Annotated in this window: 21 protein-coding genes and 1 other annotated feature; of the genes, 13 read left to right on the top strand and 8 right to left on the bottom strand. The window is 50.6% G+C overall.

Features of this window, described 5'->3' with window-relative positions; genetic code table 11:
* Window positions 1–323: 323 nt before the first annotated feature.
* From RW092_RS14115 to RW092_RS14105, 3 genes are all read left to right on the top strand, one after another.
* The gene (locus tag RW092_RS14115) at window positions 324–5,408 is read left to right on the top strand and encodes a discoidin domain-containing protein (protein WP_316010508.1); all 5,085 of its coding nucleotides are present in this window, start codon (window positions 324–326) and stop codon (window positions 5,406–5,408) included.
* Between the two features lie 150 nt (window positions 5,409–5,558).
* Complete coding sequence (locus RW092_RS14110; protein WP_316010507.1) at window positions 5,559–6,266, top strand: SDR family NAD(P)-dependent oxidoreductase; 708 nt, start codon at window positions 5,559–5,561, stop codon at window positions 6,264–6,266.
* 223 nt (window positions 6,267–6,489) lie between these two features.
* On the top strand, window positions 6,490–7,023 hold the full coding sequence (locus RW092_RS14105) for a polymer-forming cytoskeletal protein (protein WP_016311962.1): 534 nt from the start codon (window positions 6,490–6,492) through the stop codon (window positions 7,021–7,023).
* A gap of 43 nt (window positions 7,024–7,066) precedes the next feature.
* Here RW092_RS14105 and RW092_RS23915 read toward each other — a convergent pair whose 3' ends face one another.
* A complete protein-coding gene (locus tag RW092_RS23915; RefSeq protein WP_486187852.1) occupies window positions 7,067–7,186 on the bottom strand; it encodes a DUF6199 family natural product biosynthesis protein in 120 nt (39 codons plus the stop codon).
* A 142-nt stretch (window positions 7,187–7,328) separates the two neighbouring features.
* Here RW092_RS23915 and RW092_RS14100 point away from each other — a divergent pair, with 142 nt between their 5' ends.
* From RW092_RS14100 to RW092_RS14090, 3 genes are all read left to right on the top strand, one after another.
* Complete coding sequence (locus tag RW092_RS14100) at window positions 7,329–8,159, top strand: AraC family transcriptional regulator (RefSeq protein ID WP_316010506.1); 831 nt, start codon at window positions 7,329–7,331, stop codon at window positions 8,157–8,159.
* Window positions 8,160–8,276: 117 nt separating this feature from the next.
* Window positions 8,277–9,485: a multidrug efflux MFS transporter gene (locus tag RW092_RS14095; RefSeq protein WP_316010505.1), complete on the top strand. Its 1,209-nt coding sequence runs from the start codon at window positions 8,277–8,279 to the stop codon at window positions 9,483–9,485.
* A 33-nt stretch (window positions 9,486–9,518) separates the two neighbouring features.
* The gene (locus RW092_RS14090) at window positions 9,519–10,115 is read left to right on the top strand and encodes a hydrolase (protein WP_316010525.1); all 597 of its coding nucleotides are present in this window, start codon (window positions 9,519–9,521) and stop codon (window positions 10,113–10,115) included.
* Between the two features lie 38 nt (window positions 10,116–10,153).
* Here the strand turns inward: RW092_RS14090 and RW092_RS14085 are convergent, their stop codons facing one another.
* Window positions 10,154–12,139: an alpha-amylase family protein gene (locus RW092_RS14085; protein ID WP_085278257.1), complete on the bottom strand. Its 1,986-nt coding sequence runs from the start codon at window positions 12,137–12,139 to the stop codon at window positions 10,154–10,156.
* Between the two features lie 135 nt (window positions 12,140–12,274).
* Here RW092_RS14085 and RW092_RS14080 point away from each other — a divergent pair, with 135 nt between their 5' ends.
* From RW092_RS14080 to RW092_RS14070, 3 genes are all read left to right on the top strand, one after another.
* A complete protein-coding gene (locus RW092_RS14080) occupies window positions 12,275–13,159 on the top strand; it encodes a helix-turn-helix domain-containing protein (RefSeq protein WP_316010524.1) in 885 nt (294 codons plus the stop codon).
* A gap of 72 nt (window positions 13,160–13,231) precedes the next feature.
* Window positions 13,232–13,497: a binding site (T-box leader), on the top strand.
* Between the two features lie 78 nt (window positions 13,498–13,575).
* The gene (gene asd, locus RW092_RS14075) at window positions 13,576–14,661 is read left to right on the top strand and encodes an aspartate-semialdehyde dehydrogenase (protein ID WP_316010504.1); all 1,086 of its coding nucleotides are present in this window, start codon (window positions 13,576–13,578) and stop codon (window positions 14,659–14,661) included.
* 33 nt (window positions 14,662–14,694) lie between these two features.
* Window positions 14,695–15,150 (top strand): GNAT family N-acetyltransferase, encoded by a 456-nt coding sequence (locus RW092_RS14070; RefSeq protein ID WP_316010523.1) that lies wholly within the window; start codon window positions 14,695–14,697, stop codon window positions 15,148–15,150.
* Between the two features lie 78 nt (window positions 15,151–15,228).
* Here the strand turns inward: RW092_RS14070 and RW092_RS14065 are convergent, their stop codons facing one another.
* The gene (locus RW092_RS14065) at window positions 15,229–15,540 is read right to left on the bottom strand and encodes a YbjQ family protein (protein WP_016311971.1); all 312 of its coding nucleotides are present in this window, start codon (window positions 15,538–15,540) and stop codon (window positions 15,229–15,231) included.
* Window positions 15,541–15,638: 98 nt separating this feature from the next.
* Between RW092_RS14065 and RW092_RS14060 the strand changes: the two genes are divergently transcribed.
* Complete coding sequence (locus tag RW092_RS14060; protein WP_316010503.1) at window positions 15,639–16,778, top strand: NAD(P)/FAD-dependent oxidoreductase; 1,140 nt, start codon at window positions 15,639–15,641, stop codon at window positions 16,776–16,778.
* 103 nt (window positions 16,779–16,881) lie between these two features.
* Window positions 16,882–18,123: a serine/threonine transporter SstT gene (gene sstT / locus RW092_RS14055; RefSeq protein WP_028537739.1), complete on the top strand. Its 1,242-nt coding sequence runs from the start codon at window positions 16,882–16,884 to the stop codon at window positions 18,121–18,123.
* A gap of 60 nt (window positions 18,124–18,183) precedes the next feature.
* Here the strand turns inward: sstT and RW092_RS14050 are convergent, their stop codons facing one another.
* Together RW092_RS14050 and RW092_RS14045 are read right to left on the bottom strand one after the other, a co-directional pair.
* Window positions 18,184–18,744, bottom strand: a complete 561-nt coding sequence (locus tag RW092_RS14050; protein WP_028537740.1) for an NADPH-dependent FMN reductase — start codon at window positions 18,742–18,744, stop codon at window positions 18,184–18,186.
* Between the two features lie 2 nt (window positions 18,745–18,746).
* Window positions 18,747–19,817 carry an LLM class flavin-dependent oxidoreductase gene (locus tag RW092_RS14045; RefSeq protein ID WP_028537741.1) on the bottom strand — a complete coding sequence of 357 codons (1,071 nt, stop codon included), beginning with the start codon at window positions 19,815–19,817 and terminating at the stop codon, window positions 18,747–18,749.
* Between the two features lie 145 nt (window positions 19,818–19,962).
* On the opposite strand from RW092_RS14045, the gene RW092_RS14040 reads away from it, so the two are divergent.
* Window positions 19,963–20,307, top strand: coding sequence for a winged helix-turn-helix transcriptional regulator (locus tag RW092_RS14040; RefSeq protein ID WP_016311976.1), 345 nt, complete (start codon window positions 19,963–19,965; stop codon window positions 20,305–20,307).
* A 112-nt stretch (window positions 20,308–20,419) separates the two neighbouring features.
* Here the strand turns inward: RW092_RS14040 and RW092_RS14035 are convergent, their stop codons facing one another.
* Window positions 20,420–22,579, bottom strand: a complete 2,160-nt coding sequence (locus RW092_RS14035; protein ID WP_127575511.1) for an alpha-amylase family glycosyl hydrolase — start codon at window positions 22,577–22,579, stop codon at window positions 20,420–20,422.
* 474 nt (window positions 22,580–23,053) lie between these two features.
* Here RW092_RS14035 and RW092_RS14030 point away from each other — a divergent pair, with 474 nt between their 5' ends.
* Complete coding sequence (locus RW092_RS14030) at window positions 23,054–24,619, top strand: glycosyl hydrolase family 18 protein (RefSeq protein WP_316010502.1); 1,566 nt, start codon at window positions 23,054–23,056, stop codon at window positions 24,617–24,619.
* A gap of 28 nt (window positions 24,620–24,647) precedes the next feature.
* Here RW092_RS14030 and RW092_RS14025 read toward each other — a convergent pair whose 3' ends face one another.
* Together RW092_RS14025 and RW092_RS14020 are read right to left on the bottom strand one after the other, a co-directional pair.
* Complete coding sequence (locus RW092_RS14025; protein ID WP_316010501.1) at window positions 24,648–25,151, bottom strand: GNAT family N-acetyltransferase; 504 nt, start codon at window positions 25,149–25,151, stop codon at window positions 24,648–24,650.
* Between the two features lie 99 nt (window positions 25,152–25,250).
* Window positions 25,251–25,469, bottom strand: coding sequence for a helix-turn-helix domain-containing protein (locus tag RW092_RS14020; RefSeq protein ID WP_009226010.1), 219 nt, complete (start codon window positions 25,467–25,469; stop codon window positions 25,251–25,253).
* Window positions 25,470–25,642: the final 173 nt, after the last annotated feature.

Genomic DNA, 25,642 nt, shown 5'->3' with positions numbered 1-25,642 from the left:
ATATGATGTATACAATAATTAAGTCAATCCAAATGTGAATAGGACAATTGTTATGTGATTCTGAGACTTACGGAATACGATCCCGATTTTATTTGGTACTATATTCCTGTTTTTTAGAATTCAGGATGTATGCTCTACAAATTGGTGAATCATCGGACGATAATCCAATGTGGAGTGGAACTTTTTTCCACGATAGGACCATTTCCGAGAACATTTTTGCAGAGTGAGGGGACGTGCCGATGGTGAGGTAGTAAACGTGAAGAAATGGGGTAGGAGTCGGTGGTAGAGCGCTTTATAGTTAATCAAAACAAAGGAGAGAAATCATGAAAAGAGCGTTCGTGATCAAGCGCCATGCCCGGACTGTCTGGGCGAATTTATTGACCGCGATCATTTTATTGATCAGCAGTGTGCAAGTCTTGCCGGCACCGGCAGCTCATGCCGCTGAGGGCGATTATTTATTATCACTATATAGACCGGTCTACAGTTCCTCTTCGCTGGGCGGTAACACGCCGGACATGGCGGTTGACGGGAATGAGAACACCCGGTGGGAAAGTGTGTGGAAGAAGGATCCGCAATGGATCTACGTCGATTTGGGCGCCAGTGCGACCATTTCGAAAATTTCCGTCAAATGGGAGAACGCTTATGCCAGCGCTTTTCAGTTTGAGGTATCTGATGATGAAGTTCATTGGGAGCCCGTGTATTCCACTACGGAAGGCAAAGGCGGATGGACCGAGGTGGACGTTGCTGCCCAAGGCCGCTATGTCCGCGTGTACAGCACCAAACGGGCTCAAGAAGCTTACGGGGTGTCCATCTATGAATTTAACGTTTATGGCACCGGCGGCGTAAGTCTTCCTCCGAAGCCAGCTGCCGTCAACCTGGCGCTGGGCAAGTCGGTAACGGCGTCTTCGCTGGAGATTAATGAGCCAAGCAAATCGGCTGAGGATAAAGCCAAAATGGAAGAGAAGAACTATTTGGCGAGCAACGTCACCGACGGCAGCAACGATACTCGCTGGTCTTCCATTTATCAGGATAACGAATGGATTTACGTAGACCTTGGTGAAGTCAGCGAAATCGGCAGCGTATCCTTCAATTGGGAAGCGGCTTACGGACGTGCCTACGATATCCAAGTGTCCGATGATGCGCAGAACTGGACCACCGTTTACCGTGAACTCAACGGATCGGGAGGACGGGAGAACATTCCGGTGTACGCGAAAGCACGTTACGTGAAAATGGCGGGTCTAGGCCGCGGCACAACGAACGGGTATTCGCTGTACGAGTTTGGCGTTTATGCCTACCGGGAAGGGAATCCGAAATCCACTTATGACATTCCGGAAGTACCAACCACTTCCGCCGTTCAGCTTGGTGCGGGCAGTTATGAAATCAACGATGTAACGATGCTGGAGCCTAAAAATCCGAAGTATCGCACATCCAATATTCAAAGCCCCATCCCGTCCAATGACTGGTGGCAAAACATCCTGATTTCCAATCTGGGCGACGGGAACAGCTTGATCACACTTCCCCTGAAAAATTGGTATACCAAGCAGGGGCTGAACATTTTGAATCCGGGAGCCGGTTATGTGTCGGGAGGCGGAGGTTCGATTGATGCCGACGGCGAATCGGATCTGATTCTGTCGACGAATACGATCAACCCTGCTAACGTTGTCACGAAGATTTCCGGTTATGGCGATTATTCAGCCACGGTTGTCATGAGCGACGATGATACAGCGAAAATGAGCACGACGTTCGTCAAAGGCTCGCCGTTCCTTTATCACACATTTGAAAACCCGGATGCGGCGATTCTCCAGTCACAGTTCATTACCCGGCTGTATGACGATAACAACCAGCCGATTCTGCTGAATGACGGCGACACGCTGACCACGGACCACATCGGCATCGAAGTGACGAATCAGGACAAAGCGCCGCAGCCGCAGACGTTCGTTCGCCATTATGGGGTGTTTGCTCCAGAAGGCACGGTATTTATGAAGCTCGGGAATACGATTAAGATCAAATTCGGCCAAGGCGGAAATTACTTGTCTGTGGCTACACTGCCGTCGGCAAGCGATCTTAGCAAATATTATCAGCACGCTTATGCCTTCGTCACGGATACGAGAGTGGACTACCGTTACGATCAAGCGACTTCGCTCGTGACAACGGATTTTGAATCGATCACAGAGCTGAAGCGGCCTGGCTTCTCTTCGGAGACGCTCATGGCATTGCTTCCGCATCAATGGAAGATTTCGAGCACACCATTAACGGATTTAAGCTACCCTTCGATCCGTGGTTTGTTGAAGATTCGGGAAGGGAACTCTTTTACGACACAAGACCGTTTCTATGGAATCATTCCTCAGTTCGTAGAACCTAACGATCCAACTTACTCCCGCGCACAGTTGATCGCATACTTGGATCAATTAGATGCGGATGTGTCGGGGGACATCATGAGCGATGACCCTTATTGGCAAGGCAAGAAGCTTCATCCTTTGGCGCTAGGTGTCTTGATTAGTGATCAAATTGGCGATACGGAACGGAGAGATTTCTATCTCTCGAAGCTGAAGGAAATTTTGACAGACTGGTATACCTATTCGCCGGAAGAACGATTGCACTCCTACTATTTCCATTACTCGGATGAGTGGGGCGCGATCTTCCCGTATGGCAGCGGCTTTGGCGTGAATACCGGCTTAACGGATCATCATTTCACGTACGGCTATTACATCTTTGCTTCCGCAGTTCTTGCGACGTATGACCAGCAGTTCCTTCAAGATTATCGCGATATGATCGAATTGCTGATTCGTGACTATGCGAACCCGTCAAGAACAGACAGCCAGTTCCCCTGGCTCCGCAACTTTGACCCGTACGAAGGCCATTCCTGGGCAGGCGGCTATGCGGACAACCGCAGCGGCAATAACCAGGAAGCGGCCGGCGAAGCTCTGTTCAGCTGGGTCGGCGAATATATGTGGGGGCTTGTGACGGGCAATGACGAATACCGGGATACCGGGATTTGGGGCTTCACCACTGAGGAAAAAGCTGCTGAACAATATTGGTTCAACTACGATCATGACAACTGGGTGGAAGGCTTCAATCATGCAGCCGTAGGCCAAGTTTACGGCAGCGCCTATTCGTTTGGTACGTATTTCTCCGGAGATCCGGAGCAGATTTACGGCATTCACTGGCTTCCACCGGCAGAATGGATGACTTACTATGGTCGGGACCCGCAAAAAACGAACGAGCTGTACGCCGGTTTGATTAAGGATCTCGGCGGTCAGCAAGAACGTTCCTGGCAGCACATTATTTGGCCGTTCCAATCGATCGGTGATCCGGAAGGGGCGCTGGCGAAATGGGATACCAGCCAAATGCAGCAAAACGAAGTGTTTAATGCCTACTGGTTTATTCATAGCATGGTATCGACAGGTACCCGAACTATGGATATTTGGGCAGATGATCCAGCTGTGACCGTCTATGAAAAAGATGGTGTCTACACGGCGCAAATCTGGAACCCGTCGGACAGCGCCAAAACGGTGCATTTCTATAATGCCAATGGGCCGCTTGGATCGGCAACGGTTTATGCTAAAGCCCAAGTGAAAGTGAATCCGCTTGTAGAGACGGTGCTGGACGGCCCGGATCCGTCGCAAGGCGTAAAATACGTCGATCGAAACGGATGGACGATCACGGCTTCTTCCAGCTCTGAGGATGTTGGGCGCCTTGTGGACGGCGATTTGTCTACCCGTTGGTCTTCGGGACAACTGCAAGCTCCTGGCGACTGGCTGCAAATCGACCTGGGCACGGAGCAAGCGTTTGATACGTTGTTTATGAACTCCGGCACCAACTGGGGCGACTATGCGCATGGTTATGAAGTTTACGTATCGGCGGATGGCGAGAACTGGAATGAACCGGTAGCAACAGGTACTGGGGTATCGCCAAGCTTGGTTGTATCCTTCGATAAGCAACTGGCTCGTTATATCAAGATTGTGCTGACAGAGCCTGCTGACAGTTGGTGGTCGATTACGGAGCTGAAGCTGGCTGAATTCAGCAATATGGAACCTGTAACGCCGCCAGTGACAGAACCGCAGCCAGATCCGGAACCACAACCGGAGCCCGAACCACAGCCAGAACCGCAACCGGATGAACCTGAACCGCAGCCAGATCCGGAGCCGCAGCATCCATTGCCATCGGACGGTTCTCTAGCAGACCATTCTGGATGGGTTGTGACTGCCTCCTCCTCGCAAGGCCGGGATGTACCGGCTAACATGCTGGATGGCAATCGCGACACACTTTGGACGAATGGACACGATCAGGCGAAGGGACAATGGGTGAAAGTGGATTTAGGCGCAGTGTATCAATTTGATTCTCTCGTGCTTGATCCTGGTCATGCCAGTGATGATTATCCGCGTTCCTATCTTCTCTATGTCTCCTACGACGGGGAGAACTGGGGCAAGCCGGTGATCGGCGGTCAAGGGCAATCGGGCCGCATGTCGATTACATTCCCGACACAAACGGCTCGTTATCTCAAGCTGGTTCAAACCGGCGAAGCGAACCGTTGGTGGTCGATTGCCGAGCTTAACGTCTATGATTACGGTATCGGCAAGCAACAGGAACTGATTCCTGACGGTTGGTCTGTTACAGCTTCTTCCGGTGAAGAAGCAGAAGCGATGCTGGACGGCAACGAAGCAACTCGCTGGACGAGCGGCCGTGAGCAAAGCGGCGGCGAATGGTTCGAACTGGATTTGGGTACGGCCCTGCCCGTGGACCAAATCGTCATGGACAGTGCGCATAGCCACGAGGATTATGCGCGCGGATATGAGGTATACGTCTCGCTGGACGGTCAATCCTGGGGCGAACCTGTCGCTACGGGGCAAGGAGATGGCCCCGTCGTAACGGCAGCCTTCCCGCTGCAGACGGCCCGTTACCTTAAAGTCGTACAAACGGGGACCGATTCGCACTGGTGGTCGATTCATGATGTGAAGGTATTTACCGCTGATTCGACGCCATGGATTGCAGAACCGTTAGCCGGAGAGGACGATTTCCTTAATGTGCTGGACCGTTCTGGGTGGACGGTTACCGCTTCTACCGCTGCGGATATCTTGGAGATGTTGGATGACAATTTGCGCAGCCGCTGGACGTCCGGTGAGGCGCAGACACCAGGCCAATGGATTCAGATTGATCTGGGCGGCCTGCGGACGATCAGCAAGCTGAGCATGGACTCGGGCGAGAGCGGCAACGACTATGCTCGCAGCTATCAAGTCCTTGCCTCGGAGAACGGGGTGGACTGGACGTTGGTTGCTGAGGATGTCGGAACGAGCAAACAGATCGTAACGACCTTCCCTCGGCAAACGGCGCGTTATGTGAAAATCATCCAAACCTCCACGACGCCATCGTGGTGGTGGTCGATCGCCGAGTTAAATCTCTATCGGTAAAAGTTGAATAGAAGTAAGTAAGAATGACGCAGCTCCCGGACGGATACTTCCGTTACCGGGAGCTGTTTTTTTGAGTTTATAATTCGAGAACGATAAATCTAAAATAATAATTTATCGAACGTTCTCATTATGATAAACTCAGGATGAAAGGTGGAAGCGTCCAATTGCAGCCTTTCGTCAATGAACATAGGCCGGGATCAGGAGAAATTGAATAAAGCTGTTGCAGCGTTGGGTAGTGCCAACACGATTGGCATAGTGTCAGACGCATCAGATCCAGAGGGTGCTGAGAAAGCCGTCGCGGCAGCGGTTGACGGCTTTGGCCGGTTAGACATCGTGTTCGCGAACGCCGGTATCAGCGGCAACACGCCGCTTGGCAGTGCAGATCCATCCTTGTTCAAGAAGATCCTTGATGTGAACATCGCCGGAGTGTTCTTTACAGTTCAAGTAGCTTCTGCATATTTGAAAGAAGGCGGATCGGTGATTTTAAACGGCTCCGTGTTGGCAAAGGCAGGCCATCCAGGATATGCAGCTTATGCAGCAAGTAAAGGAGCGGTTACCAGCATGGCACGGGTATTGGTGGCAGAGTTCGCGCCGCGGGGAATCCGCGTGAACACCGTTGTTCCTGGCGCAACGAAGACACCGATTTGGGGGGATACATCGGTTCCGGAATTTAGCCCGCTCGAAGAATATTTGAAGCAAAGCATCCCGCTCAACCGGATGGGGAAACCGGAAGAATTGGCGAATGCGGTGTTATTCCTAGCTTCGGATGATTCATCTTACGTCACTGGTGCAGAATTCAGCGTGGACGGGGGCGCAGGCTCTTCGCCAATGGGGACGCCAGCACATCAGCTCGACTGAACGAAGCATGAAAAACATCTCCCGTGAGGGAGTTCATATAGATACAAGCCGGCCAGGGAGTTGGTCGGCTTCCATTACGAAAATTTAGAGGAGGGAATGTCAAAGATGAACAAGCTGTGACTAGCAATGTGAAGTTTCGCACATATAAGTGAAAAAAATCACATTATCAAAAACCACTTTTTTTTATAATTCAAACTGAAGAGAAAAACAGGAGGGAAACAATATGAAAATGGTCAAAGGATTGGTTGTTGCCGGGCTTGCTGCGGCTCTGCTGGCAGGATGCGGTTCAAATGACGGGAACTCGGCGGCTAACGCCAATAAACCAGCGGATGCTACGACATCGGCTTCAATCGTCAATCAATCGGATGCATTCGTGAATGCAGTGAGTGAGAAAGGGACTTGGATCATCGCCATTCTCAACGACTTGACGGTGGATCAAGATGTTGTTGTTGCTGGCGAATTCCACGATAAAAACGATGCTTCGAAAGACATCTACCGGAAGATCGCATTGTATGCGCAAGATGAAGACCACAACGTGACCGCTTCTTACACCTTAACCGTTCCGAAATTGACGGTTCAAAGTGAAAACCTGAGAATTCAAGGCGGTACCGTAAAAGGTGATGTCTATGTTGAAGCGAACGGCTTCAACCTGTACGAAAACGCTACGATCGACGGTAACCTTTACTTCGCCAATGCCGACGTGCAAGCCAGCGCGAAAATCGACGGTAAAGTAACAGGGGCAACGGAAGTGAAATAACAGCAAACCCAAAGGCCAACCTCATGAGGTTGGCCTTATTTTTTTAGATGAAGAACGATTGGACGAACACATAGATCCCTATACCAATAATCGCGATACCGCTGATTTTGCACGAGAGATAATAGAAATCACTTGGCTCCGCCTCACGCACCCATAACCCCACATGATTTCCTCCCCTAATCAGATACTATTTCTACGTCTTCGTACGGGGGAGGTTGCGGTTTACCCATACGTATGGTCTAATCGCAGTAGCTGTTAACTGCATAGAAACTTCACAGGAAGTCTCATTGAGGAGGCGAGCGGTGATGAACCTGAACCATCTGCATTTTCATATCCATTATTGCAACAGTAAACAGCCGAATGACGGTAAACAGCTAAGAAGCAGCATCCGTAGAACACTTACGCATCACGAATTGTTGCTCGTCACCGGGGGGAAGGGCAGTATTACGTTGGACCGCAAAAAACTTCTCGTTCAAGAAGGCATGTTATTCTACATCCACGCGGGTCTCCCTCATCACATACAGATGGACGAAACCGATCCGATCTGTTTCTATTCCGTCCATTTTAGTTATGCGGGCATCCGCTTTGATGACGGGAACTGGTCCATTGGGCAGGAAACTGAGCGTTTACCGCTTCCGTCCATGCAGGTGCTGCAAAACGGTTATCTAGTCGAGGATGCCTTTCGCCGTTTGGCGGCTACTTGGTTCACTAAATTGCCAGGGTATGAGCTGCTGACGAGAGCGGGACTGGAGCAACTGCTGTATGAAATCTTGGTCCATGCACAAAGACAAAATCAGAACCACGCGGTTGCCCTCAAAGTGGAGAAAGTGATTCAGTACATGCGTGAGCATCTGGGCGAGCGGCTTACATTGGCAGAGCTGTCGGAACTGGTGCATTTGTCTACGTATTACCTGTCACGAGCCTTTAAACAGACGACCGGATTTACCGTCATTGAGTACTTTAATAAACTAAAAATTGATAAAGCCAAAGAGTTGATCCTTGAAAGTGATAAAAAAATTAAAGATATTGCGTTGGAGCTTGGTTTCGCCGATGAATTCTATTTCAGCCGCATCTTTAAACGGACCGAAGGGATGAGCCCATCGGAATTTTATAGCAAAATCGTCCATGGAGTTTAAGATAATGCATGGAGTATAGCTAGTCTTCGCGCTAATATTGTTCTGCAAGAATGTTCATCTTAACGTTCATCTGCACGCGCAGAGGACAGGGGGTTACAGAAAGAAGGCTTAAAGGGTATGCCGATTTGGAAAAGAAATTTGATCGTATGCTGGTTCGGCATGTTTGTGACCGGCATAGGCATGAGCCAGCTTGCACCGATCTTGCCGCTATACATCAAAGAGCTGGGGGTGGATCAGGCGGATGCGGTGTCCCGGTATTCCGGACTAGCCTTCGGCATCACGTTTATCGTCTCGGCGATTTTCTCGCCGATTTGGGGTCTTGCGGCGGATAAATTTGGCCGGAAACCGATGCTCTTACGGGCCAGCCTCGGGATGGCGATTGTCATTGGATGTATGGGGTTTGTCACCAATGTCCATATGCTGATCTTCCTTCGTTTCCTGCAGGGCATCATCACCGGCTACAGCACTGCTTGTACGACATTGATTGCTACTCAGACGGACAAGGCCCATGCCGGTTGGGCACTAGGACTCTTGTCTACGTCCAACATCGCCGGCTCGCTGCTAGGTCCAACGATCGGCGGCTTTATCGCTGAACATGCCGGGATTGAAGAGACCTTTTTCTTAACTGGCGGACTGATGTTAATCGCCTTCATAACGACGTTATTGTTCGTTAAAGAGACGTTTGTACGGTCGGAAGTGAAGGTGGCAGGCATGAAGGAAGTATGGAGTGCGTTGCCGGAAAAAGGCTTGACGGTGACGCTGTTTGCTACGTTTTTTATGCTGAGTGTTGCAATGTATTCGGTGGAGCCGGTCCTTACCGTTTATGTGAATGAAATCTCCCGTAACAGCAGCCATGTGGCGTTGCTGGCAGGTATCATCTTCTCGGCATCCGGGTTGGCCAATATCTTGGCAGCACCTAAGCTAGGCAAGCTGTCCGACCGGATTGGCGCCCATAAAGTGATGTTGGCGGCGCTATTGGTCTCGGGGATCTTGTTTATCCCGCAGGCGATCGCCCGCAATCCCTGGGAATTGATGGGGCTGCGGTTCCTGCTGGGGGCGGCATCAGGGGGACTTAATCCCTCCGTGAATACCTTGATTAAGAAAATCACCCCAGAGCATCTAACCGGCCGGGTATTCGGATTTAGTATGGCCGCTGGCTATTTGGGAGTATTTTCCGGTTCGGTGCTGGGCGGGCAAGTGGCGGCTTGGTTTGGCATCCCGTATGTTTTCCTGCTGACCAGCCTGCTGCTCCTGATTAACGCGGCTTGGGTATATGCAAAGGTATATAAAAAACTGCGGGAGCCCAGCCATTCGACCGTTCAGTAAAGTACACAAGAGAAGGGAAGTTAAGCAGATATGATGGAAATCATCCAACCTGAAGCGAGCACGATGATCATTGCGGAAAAAACCGCACTTGTGCTGATCGATTTACAGCAAGGGATTGCCCATCCCTCTCGGGAAAGCGCGCCGTACAGCAGTGCGGAAGTCGTGAGCAACGCCAGCCGGTTGGCTGAAGCGTTTGCCGCAGAGGGCGGATTTGTGGTGCTTGTCCGCGTATCTACGCTCGATGGCAAGGATATGCTCAAACCGGATACGGACGCTCATTTCAGTCCAGGCGCTTACCCCGACGGTTGGGATGAACTTGTCCCCGAACTAGCCAATATTCAAGGGGCCCATGTCGTGACGAAACGGCAATGGGGCGCTTTTCACGGGACAGATTTGGATCTGCAGTTGCGGCGGAGGGGCATCGATACGATCGTGCTCTGCGGCATCTCCACTTCGATCGGGGTGGACACCACCGCCCGTGAAGCGTTTCAGCACGGGTATCATCAAATCTTCGTCGAAGACGCGATGACGGCTTCAACAAAAGAGGAGCATGACTACGTCTGCCGCTATATTTTCCCTCGCATCGGCAAGATTCGGTCGACGGCAGAGGTATTGGAGGCACTGCGGTAAGCTTGCGGAATCATAAAGAAAGCCTTGAACCAAGGGGTTCAAGGCTTTTGTGCGTTGGTTGCGTGCTCAAACTGCAGCACAACCATTTGGTGGCAGGACCACGGCGGCAGGGTGTAATGGACGCGGCCATTTGCCTGACGGAAGGGGAGTTTCAGACCCTGCGGTGCGAGATACACTTCCCGAACTGGTGCGGGCACGGAGATCGTGGCCTCGATGTCGCTCAGAACCGGCAGGTCTTCGATGACCTCGACGTTGAGTCCTCGGCGCACTGGCGAGGCATAAAGCAGGTGGTGCACCCAGCGATTTTCGGACGGTTGAGCCTGCAATGTCGTCACGCCTTGTGCTGGAAGATTGGTCTGTACTGTTTTACGTTTCAGTAAGCGGTCAAGGGCATAATGCAGTATCTCTTTGACGGGTAAGCTGCCTTTCAGTGCGTAGTCCTCAAACAGGTTCCAAGCCGCATAGATGCCGGCGGGACCTTCAACCATACCAGGACCGGCGTCCTGGAGGTTAGACGGCGTATGCTGGTGCGAGCAGAAGGTGAACAGGTCACGGTTGAAATAGGAATTTTCCCGGCTGCCCAGCTTTGTTCCATGAGGTTCAAGTTCAATATCCTGACCGTCGGTATACATCACGAAGGAAGCATGACGTAATGAAGGCAGCTCGAAGTCCGGGCGAAAGTAGGACGGCTTAAACGCCGCATCCCCAAGAGGTTTGGCGCCGAAATCCAACTCGAAATGGGAACCGTCCGGCGAAAGACCGGAGCGTCCCGTTGCCAAAATTTTGCCGCCATTTACGATAAAAGCTGTAAGTTTCGTCTTCAACGCTTCGTCGACCGTGATCACGTCGGGCAGGATGACGACGGAGTAGGAGCTGAGATCATTTTCCGTATCCACGACATCAAACAGGTAATGACCCTCCAGCAAAATCCGGACAGCTCCTGCATCGGCGTGCTGTGCTGTGTTTCCGGGCTCCCCTGCGGCCTCGGCGGACAACAAAGCCACGTCAGCGACCGAGTTCACGTCCCGGCACCATTCCTCCTTAGCCTCCACTTCCCGATATGCTTCCCCAATTAACGCATACGTTGCCGGATCCATCCATCCGGTCGGATGCAGCTGATCGCCAATCGAGATGCGGGCCCCATTTGCCAAGCTAAGTGCTGTCTCGTATTTCAGCGCGTTCGGATGTTTATAGCCGCCAAATTCGCCCCATGAGGTGTGGAATTTTCCCGTCATCCCCAGGAACTCCATTCCCAAGCCTTGCGCATAGCGAGCTGAGAGCGGGAAATGGTCATAGCCCCAGCCGCCCGTCGGCAGCGATTCCAACTCCAGATGGGTGTTCAGCTTCGCAAAATCCCGCCGGCCACGCTTGACATGACCGCTGTTGTGAAACACTGGAAGTCCAGGCTTGATGCGATGTACTGCTTCGTCCATCGTTTGGGCGTACCGAAGAAACGTTTCTTCCCAAAGGAGTTTCATCGCATCCAGGTTACGGGGATCTTCGCCTCGTCTGCGGATTTCTGCGACGCAGGATTGGCAATAGCATTCGCGCACCCCAACGATATCAAGGAAGATTCCATCGACGTCATAATTGGAGACGACTTCACGAACTTGGTTAGCCAGTATGTCCAAGTAAGGGGTGTTCATGCAAAATTGATGGTATCCCGGCGTCATAAAATCGGGCGCCCAGTTCAGCTTCTCCTGCGGATCGCGAATCAGCCATTCTGGATGGCGGCGCGCCAGTTTCTCATCGAGTCCGGCGGAGAGATACACCGGTGTTTTGACGCTAATTTCGTGGGCGGCTTCGATTTGGGCGCCCAGTAAGTCGAAGGACAGATGCGGATGCATTTCGTTGGCTGTTGAAGGGTGATAGGCCCAACCGTGATGGCATTTGGCGAAGACGGTAATCGAATCCACATGGCCTAACTGGAGCATTTCTTGGAACTGCTGCTTGGAAAAGCGGCTGCCAATCCCTTCAATGGCTTCGGAGGTATGGAAATCAAGATGAACCTGACGGAATCTCATGGACGTTCCTCCCGATCTAGAAATGAGTATCGTACGTTACCTACCATTCTAGGCAGAATCACCGCTTGCTACAGCTGATAAATACGACGAAAAGTAGTACAATTTCTACATCGCATAGGGGGTGAGGATTTGCTTATGCTGGAGTTCACGGCACCGCCGTATCCGCTGATTGCCGCAGTGGGCTGTGCGGTATGGCGGCCGGGGGTGATCCATGCCGAACGGGTCTTTGAGGCGTATGACTTGATTGTTTGCGCACAAGGCGCTCTATATATGGAGGAGGAAGGGCGCTCCTACGAGATGGATGCCGGCAAAATGTTGGTGCTGGAAGCGGGGAAAAGACACCGCGGAACCCGTCCAACCGAGGAGGAAACCGAGGTCTATTGGATTCATTTTTGCCACTCGCCGCATCTTCCGCCGAAGCTGGTGGACAAGCAGAGCTGGCAGCAACCGCTCCTTGCCCGAACGGATCAGGACACTGAACCGCGTCCGGCGATCATTGACATTCCCAAGTTCGCTGACATTGATCTCCGAACGATTCGCCCGATGCTGGACGAAATGGTTGCACTGCATCGCACGCTAACGCCATATCGCTCCTTCGAGCTGCAGCTTCGCTTCGGACAATTGCTCCTCCAGTTACAACAGGGAATGCGGCAGGGCAGTCCGCAATCCCGATCTGCAAATCTCAGCGAGCAGGTGGCAGCTTACTTGGAAGAACGATTGCACCTCCCGTTTGACGCAGAGGAACTGGAGCGAGACCTGCATTATCATTTTGATTATTTAGCAAGATGTTTGAAGCAGCATACGGGAATGAGTCCGCTGCAATACCGTCATCATCAGCAGATTGAACGGGCTAAGCGGTTGCTTGCCCATACGGACGAGCCGCTCAAACGGATTGGCGAGCAATGCGGGATCTCGGACCCCAATTATTTCTCCCGATTGTTCAAACGAGAGACGTCCTTGACCCCGGGAGCCTACCGAAACCGATTCCGCGTCATTCAAATGGATGAAAAGGACAAGTAGGTAAAGCTGAAAATTTCTTGAAACCAGTTTACGTTCCGCCAGGAATCTGGTAATATTATCGCAACATGTAATGTAAATGCGATGACGAGAAGAGTAAGTAAAGCGAACCTTTCCAGAGAGCTCCGGTACGCTGAGAAGGAGCAAAGCGTGACTTTACTGAAGAAAGCCTCTGAGCAGCACATCGGAACGTGTAAATCGGCGGGATGGTGTGACAGGAGCTCCTGTTATAGAGCTAGAGTATACGCTTGGCAGCGTCAGGCTGTACTTGAAGAGGTTAATATGGCGACATATTAGCGAACCTGGGGTGGTACCGCGAGCATACCAATCTCGCCCCCAAGACGAAAGTCTCGTCTTGGAGGCGGGATTTTTTTATGACATAATTCCAATACTCACAAGGAAAGGACTGGATGTTAGAAATGGGTCAAAAGTTGAAAGTAGGCATCGTTGGTGGAACAGGAATGGTAGGGCAACGTTTCGTGCAGCTGCTGGATCAGCATCCTTGGTTTGAGGTGACTGCGATTGCAGCCAGCGCCAATTCTGCAGGTAAAACCTATGAAGAGTCCGTCCAAGGACGTTGGAAAATGGCGACGCCGATGCCTGAAGCCGTGAAATCCATTGTGGTACAGGATGCGTCTAAGGTTGAGGACGTGACGTCGGACGTGGACTTCGTCTTATGCGCCGTAGATATGAAGAAGGCAGAAATCCAAGCGTTGGAGGAAGCCTATGCGAAAACCGGCACTCCGGTGATTTCCAACAATTCAGCACACCGCTGGACGCCGGACGTACCGATGGTGATTCCAGAAGTAAACCCGCAACATATTGAAGTGATTGAAGCCCAACGTAAGCGCCTTGGTACGAGCACCGGGTTTATTGCCGTGAAACCAAACTGCTCGATTCAAAGCTACGTACCGGCGTTAAACGCTTTGCTTGATTTTGAACCAACGACGGTTGTGGCATCGACCTATCAGGCGATTTCCGGAGCAGGCAAGAACTTTACCGATTGGCCGGAAATGCTGGATAACGTCATTCCGTATATCGGCGGCGAAGAAGAGAAGAGCGAGCAGGAGCCGCTGCGTATTTGGGGGCATGTGGAAGGCGGACAGATCGTCAAAGCAAGTTCTCCAATTATTACCACCCAGTGCATTCGCGTTCCGGTGACGGACGGTCACTTGGCTACCGTATTCGTGTCATTTAAGAAGAAACCGTCCAAGGAAGAAATCCTGCAGCGCTGGGCTGAGTTCAAAGGCCGTCCGCAAGAGCTGGGATTGCCAAGCGCTCCGAAGCAATTTATCACGTATTTTGAAGAAGAAAATCGTCCGCAAACCAAGCTCGATCGCGATATTGAGCAAGGGATGGGCGTTTCCGTCGGCCGTCTGCGCGAAGATTCGTTGTACGATTATAAATTTGTTGGCCTGTCGCACAATACGCTGCGCGGAGCTGCAGGCGGTGCGGTATTGATTGCTGAGTTGCTGAAAGCAGAAGGATATATTCAAGCGAAATAATCTAGGTTTGTCCGGGGGAGGGGGAGCCTGTTGATCACCATCACAGTGGATGATTTAAGCGGACCTGAAATTAGAGCATTTATTGGCGAGCACTTGGCGAACATGGCGGAATCCTCTCCACCTGAAAGCATCCACGCGTTAAATGTAGACGGCTTGAAGCAGCCGGATGTCACGTTTTGGAGCGCCTGGATCGATGGCGAGCTCGCGGGATGCGGTGCGCTTAAGGAGCTGAATCGCGAACACGGTGAGGTTAAATCGATGCGAACTGCGATCCCGCACCGTGGGAAAGGCGTTGCCAAGCAAATGCTGGCGCATATCCTTGAAGAGGCTGTGCGACGCGGTTATCAGCTGATCAGCCTTGAGACGGGTTCGATGGAGGCTTTTGCTCCGGCCCGTAAATTGTACGAGAGCTTTGGGTTTACGTATTGTGATCCCTTTGCAGATTATGTCGAGGATCCGAACAGCGTATTTATGACAAAGTTATTATAACCAAGTAAAGATGAACGATTCTAATCAGGAACACACAAAAACCCGCAAATTTGCGGGTTTTTGATTTTTTTCCAGAGACTATACAACGACGGCGGTTCCGCTGACAGATACCATCAGCATGCCTTCTCGAATGACCTCGTAATCGATATCGACACCGATAATCGCATTTGCGCCAAGGCGCGATGCTTGGTCAGACATTTCGGCGAAGGCGGTGTCTCGGGCTTCCTGAAGCTTGTTCTCGTAAGCACCGGAACGGCCGCCGACGATATCGGTGATCGAAGCTAGAAAATCGCGGACCACGTTCGCGCCCATGATCACTTCTCCGGTCACGATCCCAAGATAACGTTTGACCGGAGATCCTTCAATGGTTGGGGTGGTAGTCATAATCATAGGGAGTCCTCCTTTTTTTAGAGCCATATTGGTTGTTACGAAGGTATGCCGTGATGGTTTCAATTTAAACTATAATGGAGGCAAGGGAGGCTTTTAACGTGAAAAAGATGATAGTTATCGGCTCCGGGATTCTCGGGGCTTCAACCGCATATCAGTTGGCTAAGCTGGGAGCCGAGGTTACGGTCGTCGACCGTGGGGGGCCTGGACAAGCCACTGACGCTGCCGCCGGGATAATATGCCCTTGGATCTCACAACGGCGTAATAAAGCTTGGTATAGCTTGGCCAAATCGGGCGCGCATTATTACAAGTCCTTCATCAATGAACTTGAGGCGGAAGGAGCGTACGATACAGGATATGCTCGTGTTGGGGCGCTGCGTCTTCATCGGGAACGCGAAAAGCTGGTCGCCTTGGAGAAGCTGGCCGTCGACCGTAGACAAGAAGCCCCGGAGATGGGAGAGATTCGATTGCTTGAACCGGACGAAGTAAAGCGGTTGTTTCCTCCGTTGGATGAGGGGTTCTACGCCCTGTATGTGAGCGGTGCCGCCCGCGTTGATGGGCGTGCGCTCCGCGAATCGCTTCTGAGGGCAGCGGTACGGCATGGGGCGACGATCGTCCGCGGCGAAGCTTCGCTTCTGCATGACGGCAACACCGTCAACGGGGTGCGCGTCGGCACGGAAGAGATCAACGCTGATGCGGTTGCCGTTTGCGCCGGGGCATGGGCGCGTCAACTGTTCACTCCGCTAGGTTTGGACTTCCAGGTCACTTACCAGAAAGCCCAAATTGTTCATTTGTCACTGCCGGACGTTGCAACCGAGCATTGGCCTGTCGTAATGCCGCCGGGAGATCAGTACATTCTGGCGTTCGATGACAGCCGGATTGTGATTGGCGCAACCCATGAAAACGATCCGCAGGGTTATGATACCCGTGTGACGGCGGGCGGTTTGCAAGAAGTGATCAACAAGGCGCTGTCGGTGGCACCGGGGTTGGCGGACGGCAGTTTTTTGGAAGCGAGAGTGGGGTTTCGTCCGTTCACACCAGGATTTCTTCCGGTCGTCGGGACGGTACCTGAATGGAAGGGGATCTATGCGGCCAACGGCCTAGGAGCTTCAGGATTAACGATGGGGCCGTATATTGGCGCACAGCTGGCCCAACTCATGCTAGGGCGGGAGACGGAGATCCAATTGGAGAATTATCGTCTTCATCTGGCTCTTTCGCCTGTATTTTCTGACAATCTGTGAAAAGTATTGCACAAATGTTTCCACTCGGAGGACAGATGTCCATAATACGTGGTATACTATCGCTATGCATTGATGCGACATCATAAACATACGGGGGAGAAACATGAAGGCAATCTTACAGAAATGGAATGAAATCAGTCTTGTGAAGCGAATTCTTGTTGGCTTGGTGGTGGGGATCCTCTTGGCGTTGATCGTGCCCCAAGCCAGCGGCATAGCGCTCCTAGGGACGCTGTTTGTGTCCGCTCTAAAGGCCGTAGCGCCGGTACTGGTGCTGCTATTGGTTATGGCTGCGATCGCGAACCATCAAAAAGGGCGGCAAACCAACATGAAGTCGATTCTCGTGTTGTACTTAGTCAGTACGTTTTTGGCTGGGGCTAGCGCTGTGGCTGCGAGTTTCCTGTTTCCGGTCAGCCTGTCCTTGGCAGGGGCTACGGAAGGCTTAACGCCGCCAGGAGGCATCGTCGAGGTTCTAAAAGGTCTGCTGCTAAATGTGGTGGATAATCCGGTCCATGCCTTGATGAATGCCAATTATATCGGTATTTTGGCTTGGGCGATCCTGCTTGGTCTAGCGCTGAAAGGCGCAGGCGATCAGACCAAAAGCTTGCTTACACACGCCTCCGACGCTGTTTCGCAAATCGTTAAGTGGGTTATTCAATTCGCACCGTTTGGAATTTTGGGACTTGTGTATGAATCCATTACGGTAAGTGGATTGGAATCGTTGCTGGATTACGGGAAGCTGTTGGTGGTTTTGGTGGGCTGCATGCTGTTCATCGCGTTGATCGTTAACCCGCTGATCGTTTACATTAACATACGTCGGAACCCGTATCCACTCGTATTCACCTGTTTGAAAGAGAGTGGGATCACGGCGTTCTTCACCCGCAGCTCTGCGGCGAATATTCCTGTGAATATGCGTCTCAGTGAAAAATTGGGACTGAATAAGGATACGTATTCGGTATCCATTCCATTGGGAGCGACGATCAATATGGCGGGCGCAGCGGTTACGATTTCGGTCTTGACGCTGGCAGCTGTCCATACGTTAGGCATTGAGGTGGACTTCGGTACTGCGGTAATTCTCAGCGTTCTGTCGGCAATCTCTGCTGCTGGAGCTTCCGGTGTGGCCGGCGGTTCGCTGTTGCTGATCCCTCTGGCTTGCAGCTTGTTTGGGATTTCGAACGACATCGCGATGCAGGTTGTAGGGGTAGGGTTTATTATCGGGGTCGTGCAGGATTCGTGCGAAACGGCGCTGAATTCCTCCTCTGACGTGCTGTTTACGGCTACGGCTGAATATGCCAAAAAACGCAAGGAAGCGGCGCTTCCGCTCGCAAATACGGCAAGCTTGGATTAAATAACAAAAGGCTGGCGATGACTCGTCAGCCTTTTTTCATGCGCAGTCTTTGGTTTGCTATCATAACTCGTTATAGGCAGCCTCTCGGATATTGGCATAGGTTTCAGCCAACATCATGGTATCCTCGGCTAAACGCTCAATCCGGAATTTAACATCATCGTTCACAATCTCTTTACGGTAGAAGTCTTGTTCCTCAATAAACACATAGTTCTGTACTAATTGTGCTTTCAAGTAAGTCAGGATCGGCTTCAATTGCTGTTCAGGTACGAGGAAGTGGCGGGATGAGCCTGCGGTAGCCACGATACTAACCACCTTGTCCTTAAGAGCATATTGTGGAAGCAGATCGAAAATATTCTTGAGCGTTCCCGGAATCGATGCCTGGAAGATTGGCGTGCCGATAATCAGAACGTCGGCGTCCATGATCGCTCGGGTGATCATCCCCGTATCGCCTTCATAATCCAAATAGTTACGACCGTCACTAAATTGAACTTGATATTCAGCCAGATCAATCAGCTTCGTTTCCGTGCCGGGGTACTTTTCCGCTATCGTTTTTAGAGTGTAATCCACGGCAGTTTTGGTTTTGGAACCTACGATGGTGCCGGACAATCCAACGACTTTCATCATTATTTACCTCCTTCAGATTTTTTCGTGTATTTCTTGATGGCTGGCAAGATTTCTGTGCCGATCAGTTCGATATTCCGTTTCACCTGATCAAACGGCATACCGCCAAGATCGATTTGGGCGATATATCGCTGATGACCAAACAATTCATGTTGATAGAGGATCTTCTCGATAATTTGTTGAGGGCTGCCGGCATTAATGATGTGATGCGGGTCGCTGCCTTGCATGAACAGTTGTCGATGGAAGCCTTGGCCATTCGATTTCATCATGCTTTCGTTGACGTAAGGATAGAACTCCTGCAGGGCCTGTTGTGACGTTTCGGCTGCGTAGAAGAAGCCTGCAGTGGCGACAGGCAGTTCGTCCGGGTTGTGGCCAGCCTTTCTGGCGGCTTCCCGATAGACGTCAACCGTCCGTTTGAAGACGGAAGCGGGACCGCCCAAATGTGCCATTACCATTGGAACGCCGGCGAAACCAGCTTTAACCGCACTGGCTGGACTTCCTCCAACCGCCCGCCAAATCGGCAAGGAGCCGTTAAGCGGACGTGGGATGACCTTGGCATTTCGCAACGGTGCCCGGAATTCTCCACTCCAGTTGACAACCTCTTGTTCATTAATCAACCGCAGAAGATCGAATTTCTCTTCGAATAATTCCTCGTAATCGTGAACATTGTAACCTAACAAGTCAAAAAGTCCAACTCTGGAGGCGCGCCCCGCCACGATCTCTGCCCGGCCGTTCGAGATGAGGTCAATTGTGGAGAAATCCTCATACACGCGAACAGGATCCGAAGTACTGATAATCGTCGCGGTACTGCCGATCTTGATTTTGCTTGTGGCTTGAGCTATAGCAGCAAGCACCACCGTGTGTGCTTGGGTCGCGAAATAATTTTGGTGGCTTTCTCCGACACTGAAGAAGTCCAAACCTGCTTGTTCAGCAAGCTTAGCGTACTCGATAATTTGTTGAATTCGTTCTTGTGGGGAAGTGCTTTTTCCCGTTTTGGGATCAGGCACATGATCGCCCAAAGTATATATGCCAAACTCCAGTCCTTTGCTGGGATCAATACGATATTGGTTCATGAGAAATTCACCCCTTGTTTATTTTTTGGTGATGTGATGTTGCTTATGCGCTTATTATAATCAGCTTACGAAAATATAGTAAGTACGCACTTTTTAGTGGTATAGTTACTTATAAGAAACTAATAAGAAACTAGGAGGTTGTGCTATGGAGAAGATACCTGAGCTTTGTCACGTCGGTGACGCATTGGAGATTATTGTAGGAAAGTGGAAACCGATGATTCTGTTGGTGTTGTTGCAAGAAGGCACAAAAAGATTCAGTGACCTTAAGCGCAAGCTGCCGGACATTTCCCAAAAAATGCTGACCCAGAACCTGCGTGAATTAGAGGAAGAGGGGATTATCGAACGGATCGTCTATCCCGAGGTTCCGCCTCGTGTAGAATATTCGATATCAGAGTATGGAAGAAGTTTGGAGCCGCTTCTGGACGCGATGCACAGTTGGGGGGTCAGTCATGTGCTGCGGAAGGAAGAGAAGTTACTGCATGTGAAATAAAAAATAAGACCCGTGCAATTGGCACGGGTGTTGGGCGCATTTACGTAAAGATAAGGAACGAGCAGCTACGGAATTGATCCATAGCTGCTCATTTGTTGTTAGATGAACTTGCTTATGGTTGCCAGTCAACCTCAACCGTGCCTACACCGTTGGTTGGCGTTGTAAAGCTGTGATTGGAGCCGCCTTCCCAGGTCACGGATGTCCCGTTCTTTTTGATAAACTTGAATTCCAGAGTTGTTCCCGCCGGCACGCTGACATCAAAGTACCAAGTTGGATAAGTTCGAATGATCTGGTTAAAGAACGGACCAATCGCTTTGTCCGGATCCCAGTTGCCAAGCTCGGCGATGTTGCCTGTCAGATAGACATTTTCACCTAACGTGGTGTTGGCATTGTTAATGACGAACCGAACCGAGACTTGATCTCCTGTAAGCAGGTTAAAGCTGCTATAGCTGTTGCTGTCCACGGAGGATGCGTTGCGGACTTTGATGTCATACTGACCCGGTGTGATTGCCGGTACTTTCACTTGGATTTGTGAATCCTCCCACTGCACGATCTGGTTACCGGTGACTGCCGTTGTACCGAAGAAGACCGTTCCTTTCGTATTCCCAAAGCCTCGGCCATCGATCGTCAGCGTTGTGCCTGCTTTACCCATGTCCGTTCCGATATTACCGATGATCGGTGCGGACTCACTGGCTGCAAATTGCCATACTGCAACAGCCCCTGCCGGCAGGTTAAAGGCGGGGACTGATCCCGTAGAACTTACCGTAATACTGCCGCCATCCAGCAGTCCGTTTAATTCGTCGGTATAAGTACCGGCTGGTAGTGAGGTCTGCAAGCCAGTGATCGAGGCGGCGGTGGTCGTATTGCGGTTAATGGCGACCAGCGCTACGCTATTGCCGAATTTTCGCTCATAGATAAATACATCATGATTGATCCAGCGTTCCTGCGTGCTTCCATAGGCGAGTGCCGGGTTCGATTTGCGAAGCGGCGCCAGCTTGCCGATGACTTGATATGCGGTGGTAGAAGTCGAGAATCCACTCATATAACCTCGGTTCGCCGGATCACCATTGCCCGTCATATATTGCTCTGTCCCGTAATAGATTGCCGGAACGCCGCGTGACGTTAATGTGAAGGCCAGCGCTTGCTCCAATCGCCGGTCGTTGTTGCCCAGCTTAAAACGATCCATGTCATGGTTATCAATAAACGTGACTTGGTCATGGATATGTTTGTAGTTGGCTGCTGTTGTAGTCAGCATGTTATTTAAGCCGTACATCGTATCTGTATTGTCGCGGAAGACCTGCCGGACTTTTTGACCAAATTGGAAGTCAAGCAGACTCATCCCGGATTCATTGGCGAAGCGGATATTGTTCGGATCATTTTCGCCAACGCCAAGGAACCATTCCCCGAAGGTAAACACCGGTTGATATCCTGCAATCGAAGCAACCCAGTTCTTCTGCCAGCCCTCCGGCATATGCTTCACCGCGTCCACCCGAATGCCATCGATCCCCATATCCAACCAGAGCTTGATTGCATCTTTGAAATACGTATCCGTTACGTTGTTGTGGTGATTAATGTCGGCCAGATCATACAGATTCCGATAGATGCCATCCTCCAGCGAGGAGAAATTCGTGCCTTGATTATGATGGAAAATTCCGTTGGTGTCCCCCGTGTAGCCGGCAATCAGGTTACCATTATCGTACAACCGACCGTTCTCGGCGAAGGAAGGTTGTGTCTCCGAAGCAGGGGAGGTGTGGTTCGGTGCGAAATCAATGATGATCTTGATGTTGTTGGCATGCGCTGTGTTAATGAGCTCCTGAAAATCGCTCATGCTGCCAAACGCCGGATTCGTTCGTTTAAAGTCGCGGGCCCAATACCCGTGATAGGACGTGCTATTGACACCGGAGTAGTCAATGACGCTGTAAATATTTTCGACCGGCTGTGATATCCATAAAGCGCTTACACCCATTCCGGCAAAGTACCCCTCGTTAATCTTGTTAATGATCCCCCGCCAGTCTCCTCCACAATAAAGCTTCAGATTTGTACAACCGGGTGAATAGGCCGCGCCCGATGGATTGTTGCTAGGATCCCCATCCGCGAAGCGGTCTGTCACAATTTGATAGATGACATCGGTAGAGAAGCTTTGCTTGTTAAGAACCGACGTATCGGGAGCGGCGCTCGCCGTCGGTACGGCGATGGAAGGGATGAGCCATGCTGTAAAGAGACAGGTGGAAGCAAGGAGTGTGATAATGGATTTTTTTAAAAACGGTTTCATAGATCAAACCACCTTTCCAGCTTTTTCTACTGTTCTGAACATAGACTTCATTTGAAATTTAAGCCAACCGCTGTAGGATCGTTCGGTTCCTCCTTTCCCGCCGCTACAAAACAAAAAACCCCGCAATCTTCAACGGAAGATTACGGGGTTGTTCCTGATAGGGAGGATCAGGAAAGCAGCGCCCTCAAATTGTGGGATCAACTTTCATCCTTAAGTCAGTAAGATATGGCAAATTAAGGATGTGACTTCATTTTATATCAGGGGTGCCAAGCTGTCAAATGCTAGATTATCTCTCTTGAATTTCTCGATTTCGCAGCAATCCTCAAAACTTCAAGTCTCTAATTTCTCATAATCTATAAAAATTATCTAAAATCTAGCAGGTAAAATGGATGAATATGTAAAATAAGATATCTATTGCAATCTCACACTTCATGGGACTTGAGAGATTGACGATTCAAGTGAAGGAGGAAAATTATGGTTCAGGTCAGTTTATTAAGGAGGACAAAGATTTGGTTGCTCGCCTTGATACTTGTGGTGCCGCTGTTTTCAACCTTAGCGTATGCTGCAGCCAAGCCAGTTGGAGCAACAGGAGAACGAATACTTGTTGGATATTGGCATAACTTCGATAACGGATCTGCGAATATCCGGCTGCGGGATGTTTCACCGGATTTTGATGTCATTCAGGTTGCGTTCGCAGAGCCCGTCGGGGGACCTGCTAGCGGGAATATGGCATTTACACCGTATAACGCTTCCATCAACGACTTCAAGGCGGATATCCGTGAGTTGCAAGGCAAAGGCAAGAAGGTTCTCATTTCCGTGGGCGGCGCTAATGGGACCGTGGATCTGTCCAGTGAGCAAGCCCGGCAGACTTTTGTTCAGACGATGAAGAGCATTATCGATACTTACGGTTTTGACGGGTTGGACATTGATCTCGAAGGCAGCTCTTTGTCCTTAAACGGGGGAGATACGGATTTTCGAAATCCGACGACTCCGAGAATCGTAAATTTGATTTCCGGCGTACGTGAAATTTTGAACAGCTACGGTTCGGACTTCATGTTGACGATGGCGCCGGAAACGGCTTACGTTCAAGGCGGTTATGTAGCCTACGGCGGGCCATGGGGTGCATATCTGCCGGTGATTTACGCTTTTCGGGATCAACTGGATTATCTCCACGTGCAGCATTATAACTCCGGTCCGATGACCGCGTTAGACGGCCGATCCTACGTTCAAGGTACCGCTGACTTCCAAGTGGCGATGGCTGAAATGCTATTGCAAGGGTTTAATGTCGGCGGTAATGCGAACTACAAGTTCCCAGCCCTACGTCCGGAGCAACTGCTCATCGGCCTTCCGGCGACGCAAGCGGCAGCGGGAGGAGGATACACGACACCAGCCAACGTACACAAAGCATTGGATTATCTGATTAAAGGTCAATCGTTTGGCGGAAGCTATACATTACGTCAACCGCAAGGTTATCCCAGCTTCAAAGGCCTGATGACCTGGTCCATCAACTGGGACAAGGCGGCGAATTTTGAATTTTCTCGGTCTCATCGTGCATATTTAGACAATTTAGGGACGAACCCAGGTCCTGGCCCAGATCCGAATCCAACTCCTGACACAACGCCGCCAACTGCCCCGAGTCAGCTTCGGGTAACTGCAGTTACGTCAAACAGTATCACGCTGGAATGGTCCGCTTCCACTGATAATGTGGGGGTTGTTGGTTATACCATCTCCTACGGCTCTGGAAGTGTAAATGCGACGAATACCACAGCAACCATTAGCGGTTTGTCACCGAACACGACGTATACATTTACCGTCACAGCCAAAGATGCTGCCGGCAATGTCTCCTCAGGAGCTACAGTTCAAGGGACAACGGCGTCGTCAGGTTCTCCAGGTGATGCCCAACCTTGGCAACCTTATGTATCCTTCAACATTAACGACGAGGTATCTTACAACAGAAACATCTATATTTGCCTACAAGCCCATACCTCTCTTCCGGGCTGGGAGCCTGAGAATGTACCTGCCTTGTGGAAGTTGAAATAAGGGAGCAAACGAAAACCCACGTCTTGGATTAAGGCGTGGGTTTCGTTTTTGGAGCAAGATCCAGTTTTATTGTCCAGGAGGTTCCGGAGATTCCGAAGTAGGTAAAACCTAATTTCTGATAGAGTTCCACGGCTGGAGTATTGGTGGGATCTACACTTAGGGACAGTGAATGGTATCCATCAAGCGCTGCTTGCTTGATGATTTCATTCATTAAAAGCCGCCCGATTCCCATTCCTCGAAAATCCGGATGTATAGCAATTCCCAGCTCCGGCGTTTCGTTATCGACGTAACCAAACCCTGGATTCGTTTCCTCGAACAGTCTATACCATACCGCCCCGGCATGTTGATCGTCCTTCACGGCGACAAAAGCCCGGTCTCCTGATCGTCCCCAACCTTCGTGATATTTCTTCAGATGCGGCGCATTTAATAGCTCATCCTTCGGCGGCTTCCCCTGAGGGATATGAATCGACTCGTAGTGCATATCCGTGAAGAAATCCAACTCATGGGGTTGCAGCAGTCTGATTGTAATCATGGGTTCACCTCGGGGTGTGGGTTTGGTAATACAGGCTCAAAAAATCTCTTGCGTAAGTGCAGCATCAGAGTATTAAAAGCGGTATTCACGAGTACATAGTTATTTTTCATTAGAACGCTTTGAGTTGTTTGTTTGACCCAGAATGTAATCAATACTAACGTTGTAGAAATTGGCTAACTTAATCAATACAGAGCTCGGAACATCCAAGTTCCCGTTTTCGTACCGCGAATAGGTTGCTTGTGAAATGTTTAAATGCTCAGCTAATTGCTGCTGTGTCAAATCTCTATCTACTCTTAAATCCCTTATCCTCTTATACATTCATATATCACCCATGCTAAGTTTACTCTATGCGAAAATTGCATATTGAGATTTATGCATTTTTCGCATAAAATCTATTCATATACCAAATATTTCAAAGGAGATTGATTATAGTAACTGTACCTCTGTCAATAGAGTAGACACAAAGAATCGAGAAAATTATGCGGCAGATC

The sequence above is a fragment of the Paenibacillus sp. 3LSP genome (assembly GCF_032465655.1).
Classification (GTDB): domain Bacteria; phylum Bacillota; class Bacilli; order Paenibacillales; family Paenibacillaceae; genus Fontibacillus; species Fontibacillus barengoltzii.
The sequence above is the reverse complement of the archived record's forward strand: the minus strand, read 5'-3'. Positions and strand labels throughout refer to the sequence as shown.

What these genes read in the sequence shown, in the direction of transcription:
- RW092_RS14085 (WP_085278257.1), bottom strand. Translation starts at nt 12,139, where the DNA reads ATGAGATTCCGTCAGGTTCATCTTGATTTCCATACCTCCGAAGCCATT.
- RW092_RS14095 (WP_316010505.1), top strand. Translation starts at nt 8,277, where the DNA reads ATGCCGATTTGGAAAAGAAATTTGATCGTATGCTGGTTCGGCATGTTT.
- RW092_RS14105 (WP_016311962.1), top strand. Translation starts at nt 6,490, where the DNA reads ATGAAAATGGTCAAAGGATTGGTTGTTGCCGGGCTTGCTGCGGCTCTG.
- RW092_RS14030 (WP_316010502.1), top strand. Translation starts at nt 23,054, where the DNA reads ATGGTTCAGGTCAGTTTATTAAGGAGGACAAAGATTTGGTTGCTCGCC.
- RW092_RS14100 (WP_316010506.1), top strand. Translation starts at nt 7,329, where the DNA reads ATGAACCTGAACCATCTGCATTTTCATATCCATTATTGCAACAGTAAA.
- asd (WP_316010504.1), top strand. Translation starts at nt 13,576, where the DNA reads ATGGGTCAAAAGTTGAAAGTAGGCATCGTTGGTGGAACAGGAATGGTA.
- RW092_RS14115 (WP_316010508.1), top strand. Translation starts at nt 324, where the DNA reads ATGAAAAGAGCGTTCGTGATCAAGCGCCATGCCCGGACTGTCTGGGCG.
- sstT (WP_028537739.1), top strand. Translation starts at nt 16,882, where the DNA reads ATGAAGGCAATCTTACAGAAATGGAATGAAATCAGTCTTGTGAAGCGA.
- RW092_RS14045 (WP_028537741.1), bottom strand. Translation starts at nt 19,817, where the DNA reads ATGAACCAATATCGTATTGATCCCAGCAAAGGACTGGAGTTTGGCATA.
- RW092_RS14050 (WP_028537740.1), bottom strand. Translation starts at nt 18,744, where the DNA reads ATGAAAGTCGTTGGATTGTCCGGCACCATCGTAGGTTCCAAAACCAAA.
- RW092_RS14035 (WP_127575511.1), bottom strand. Translation starts at nt 22,579, where the DNA reads ATGAAACCGTTTTTAAAAAAATCCATTATCACACTCCTTGCTTCCACC.
- RW092_RS14065 (WP_016311971.1), bottom strand. Translation starts at nt 15,540, where the DNA reads ATGATTATGACTACCACCCCAACCATTGAAGGATCTCCGGTCAAACGT.
- RW092_RS14090 (WP_316010525.1), top strand. Translation starts at nt 9,519, where the DNA reads ATGGAAATCATCCAACCTGAAGCGAGCACGATGATCATTGCGGAAAAA.
- RW092_RS14020 (WP_009226010.1), bottom strand. Translation starts at nt 25,469, where the DNA reads ATGTATAAGAGGATAAGGGATTTAAGAGTAGATAGAGATTTGACACAG.
- RW092_RS14025 (WP_316010501.1), bottom strand. Translation starts at nt 25,151, where the DNA reads ATGATTACAATCAGACTGCTGCAACCCCATGAGTTGGATTTCTTCACG.
- RW092_RS14040 (WP_016311976.1), top strand. Translation starts at nt 19,963, where the DNA reads ATGGAGAAGATACCTGAGCTTTGTCACGTCGGTGACGCATTGGAGATT.
- RW092_RS14080 (WP_316010524.1), top strand. Translation starts at nt 12,275, where the DNA reads ATGCTGGAGTTCACGGCACCGCCGTATCCGCTGATTGCCGCAGTGGGC.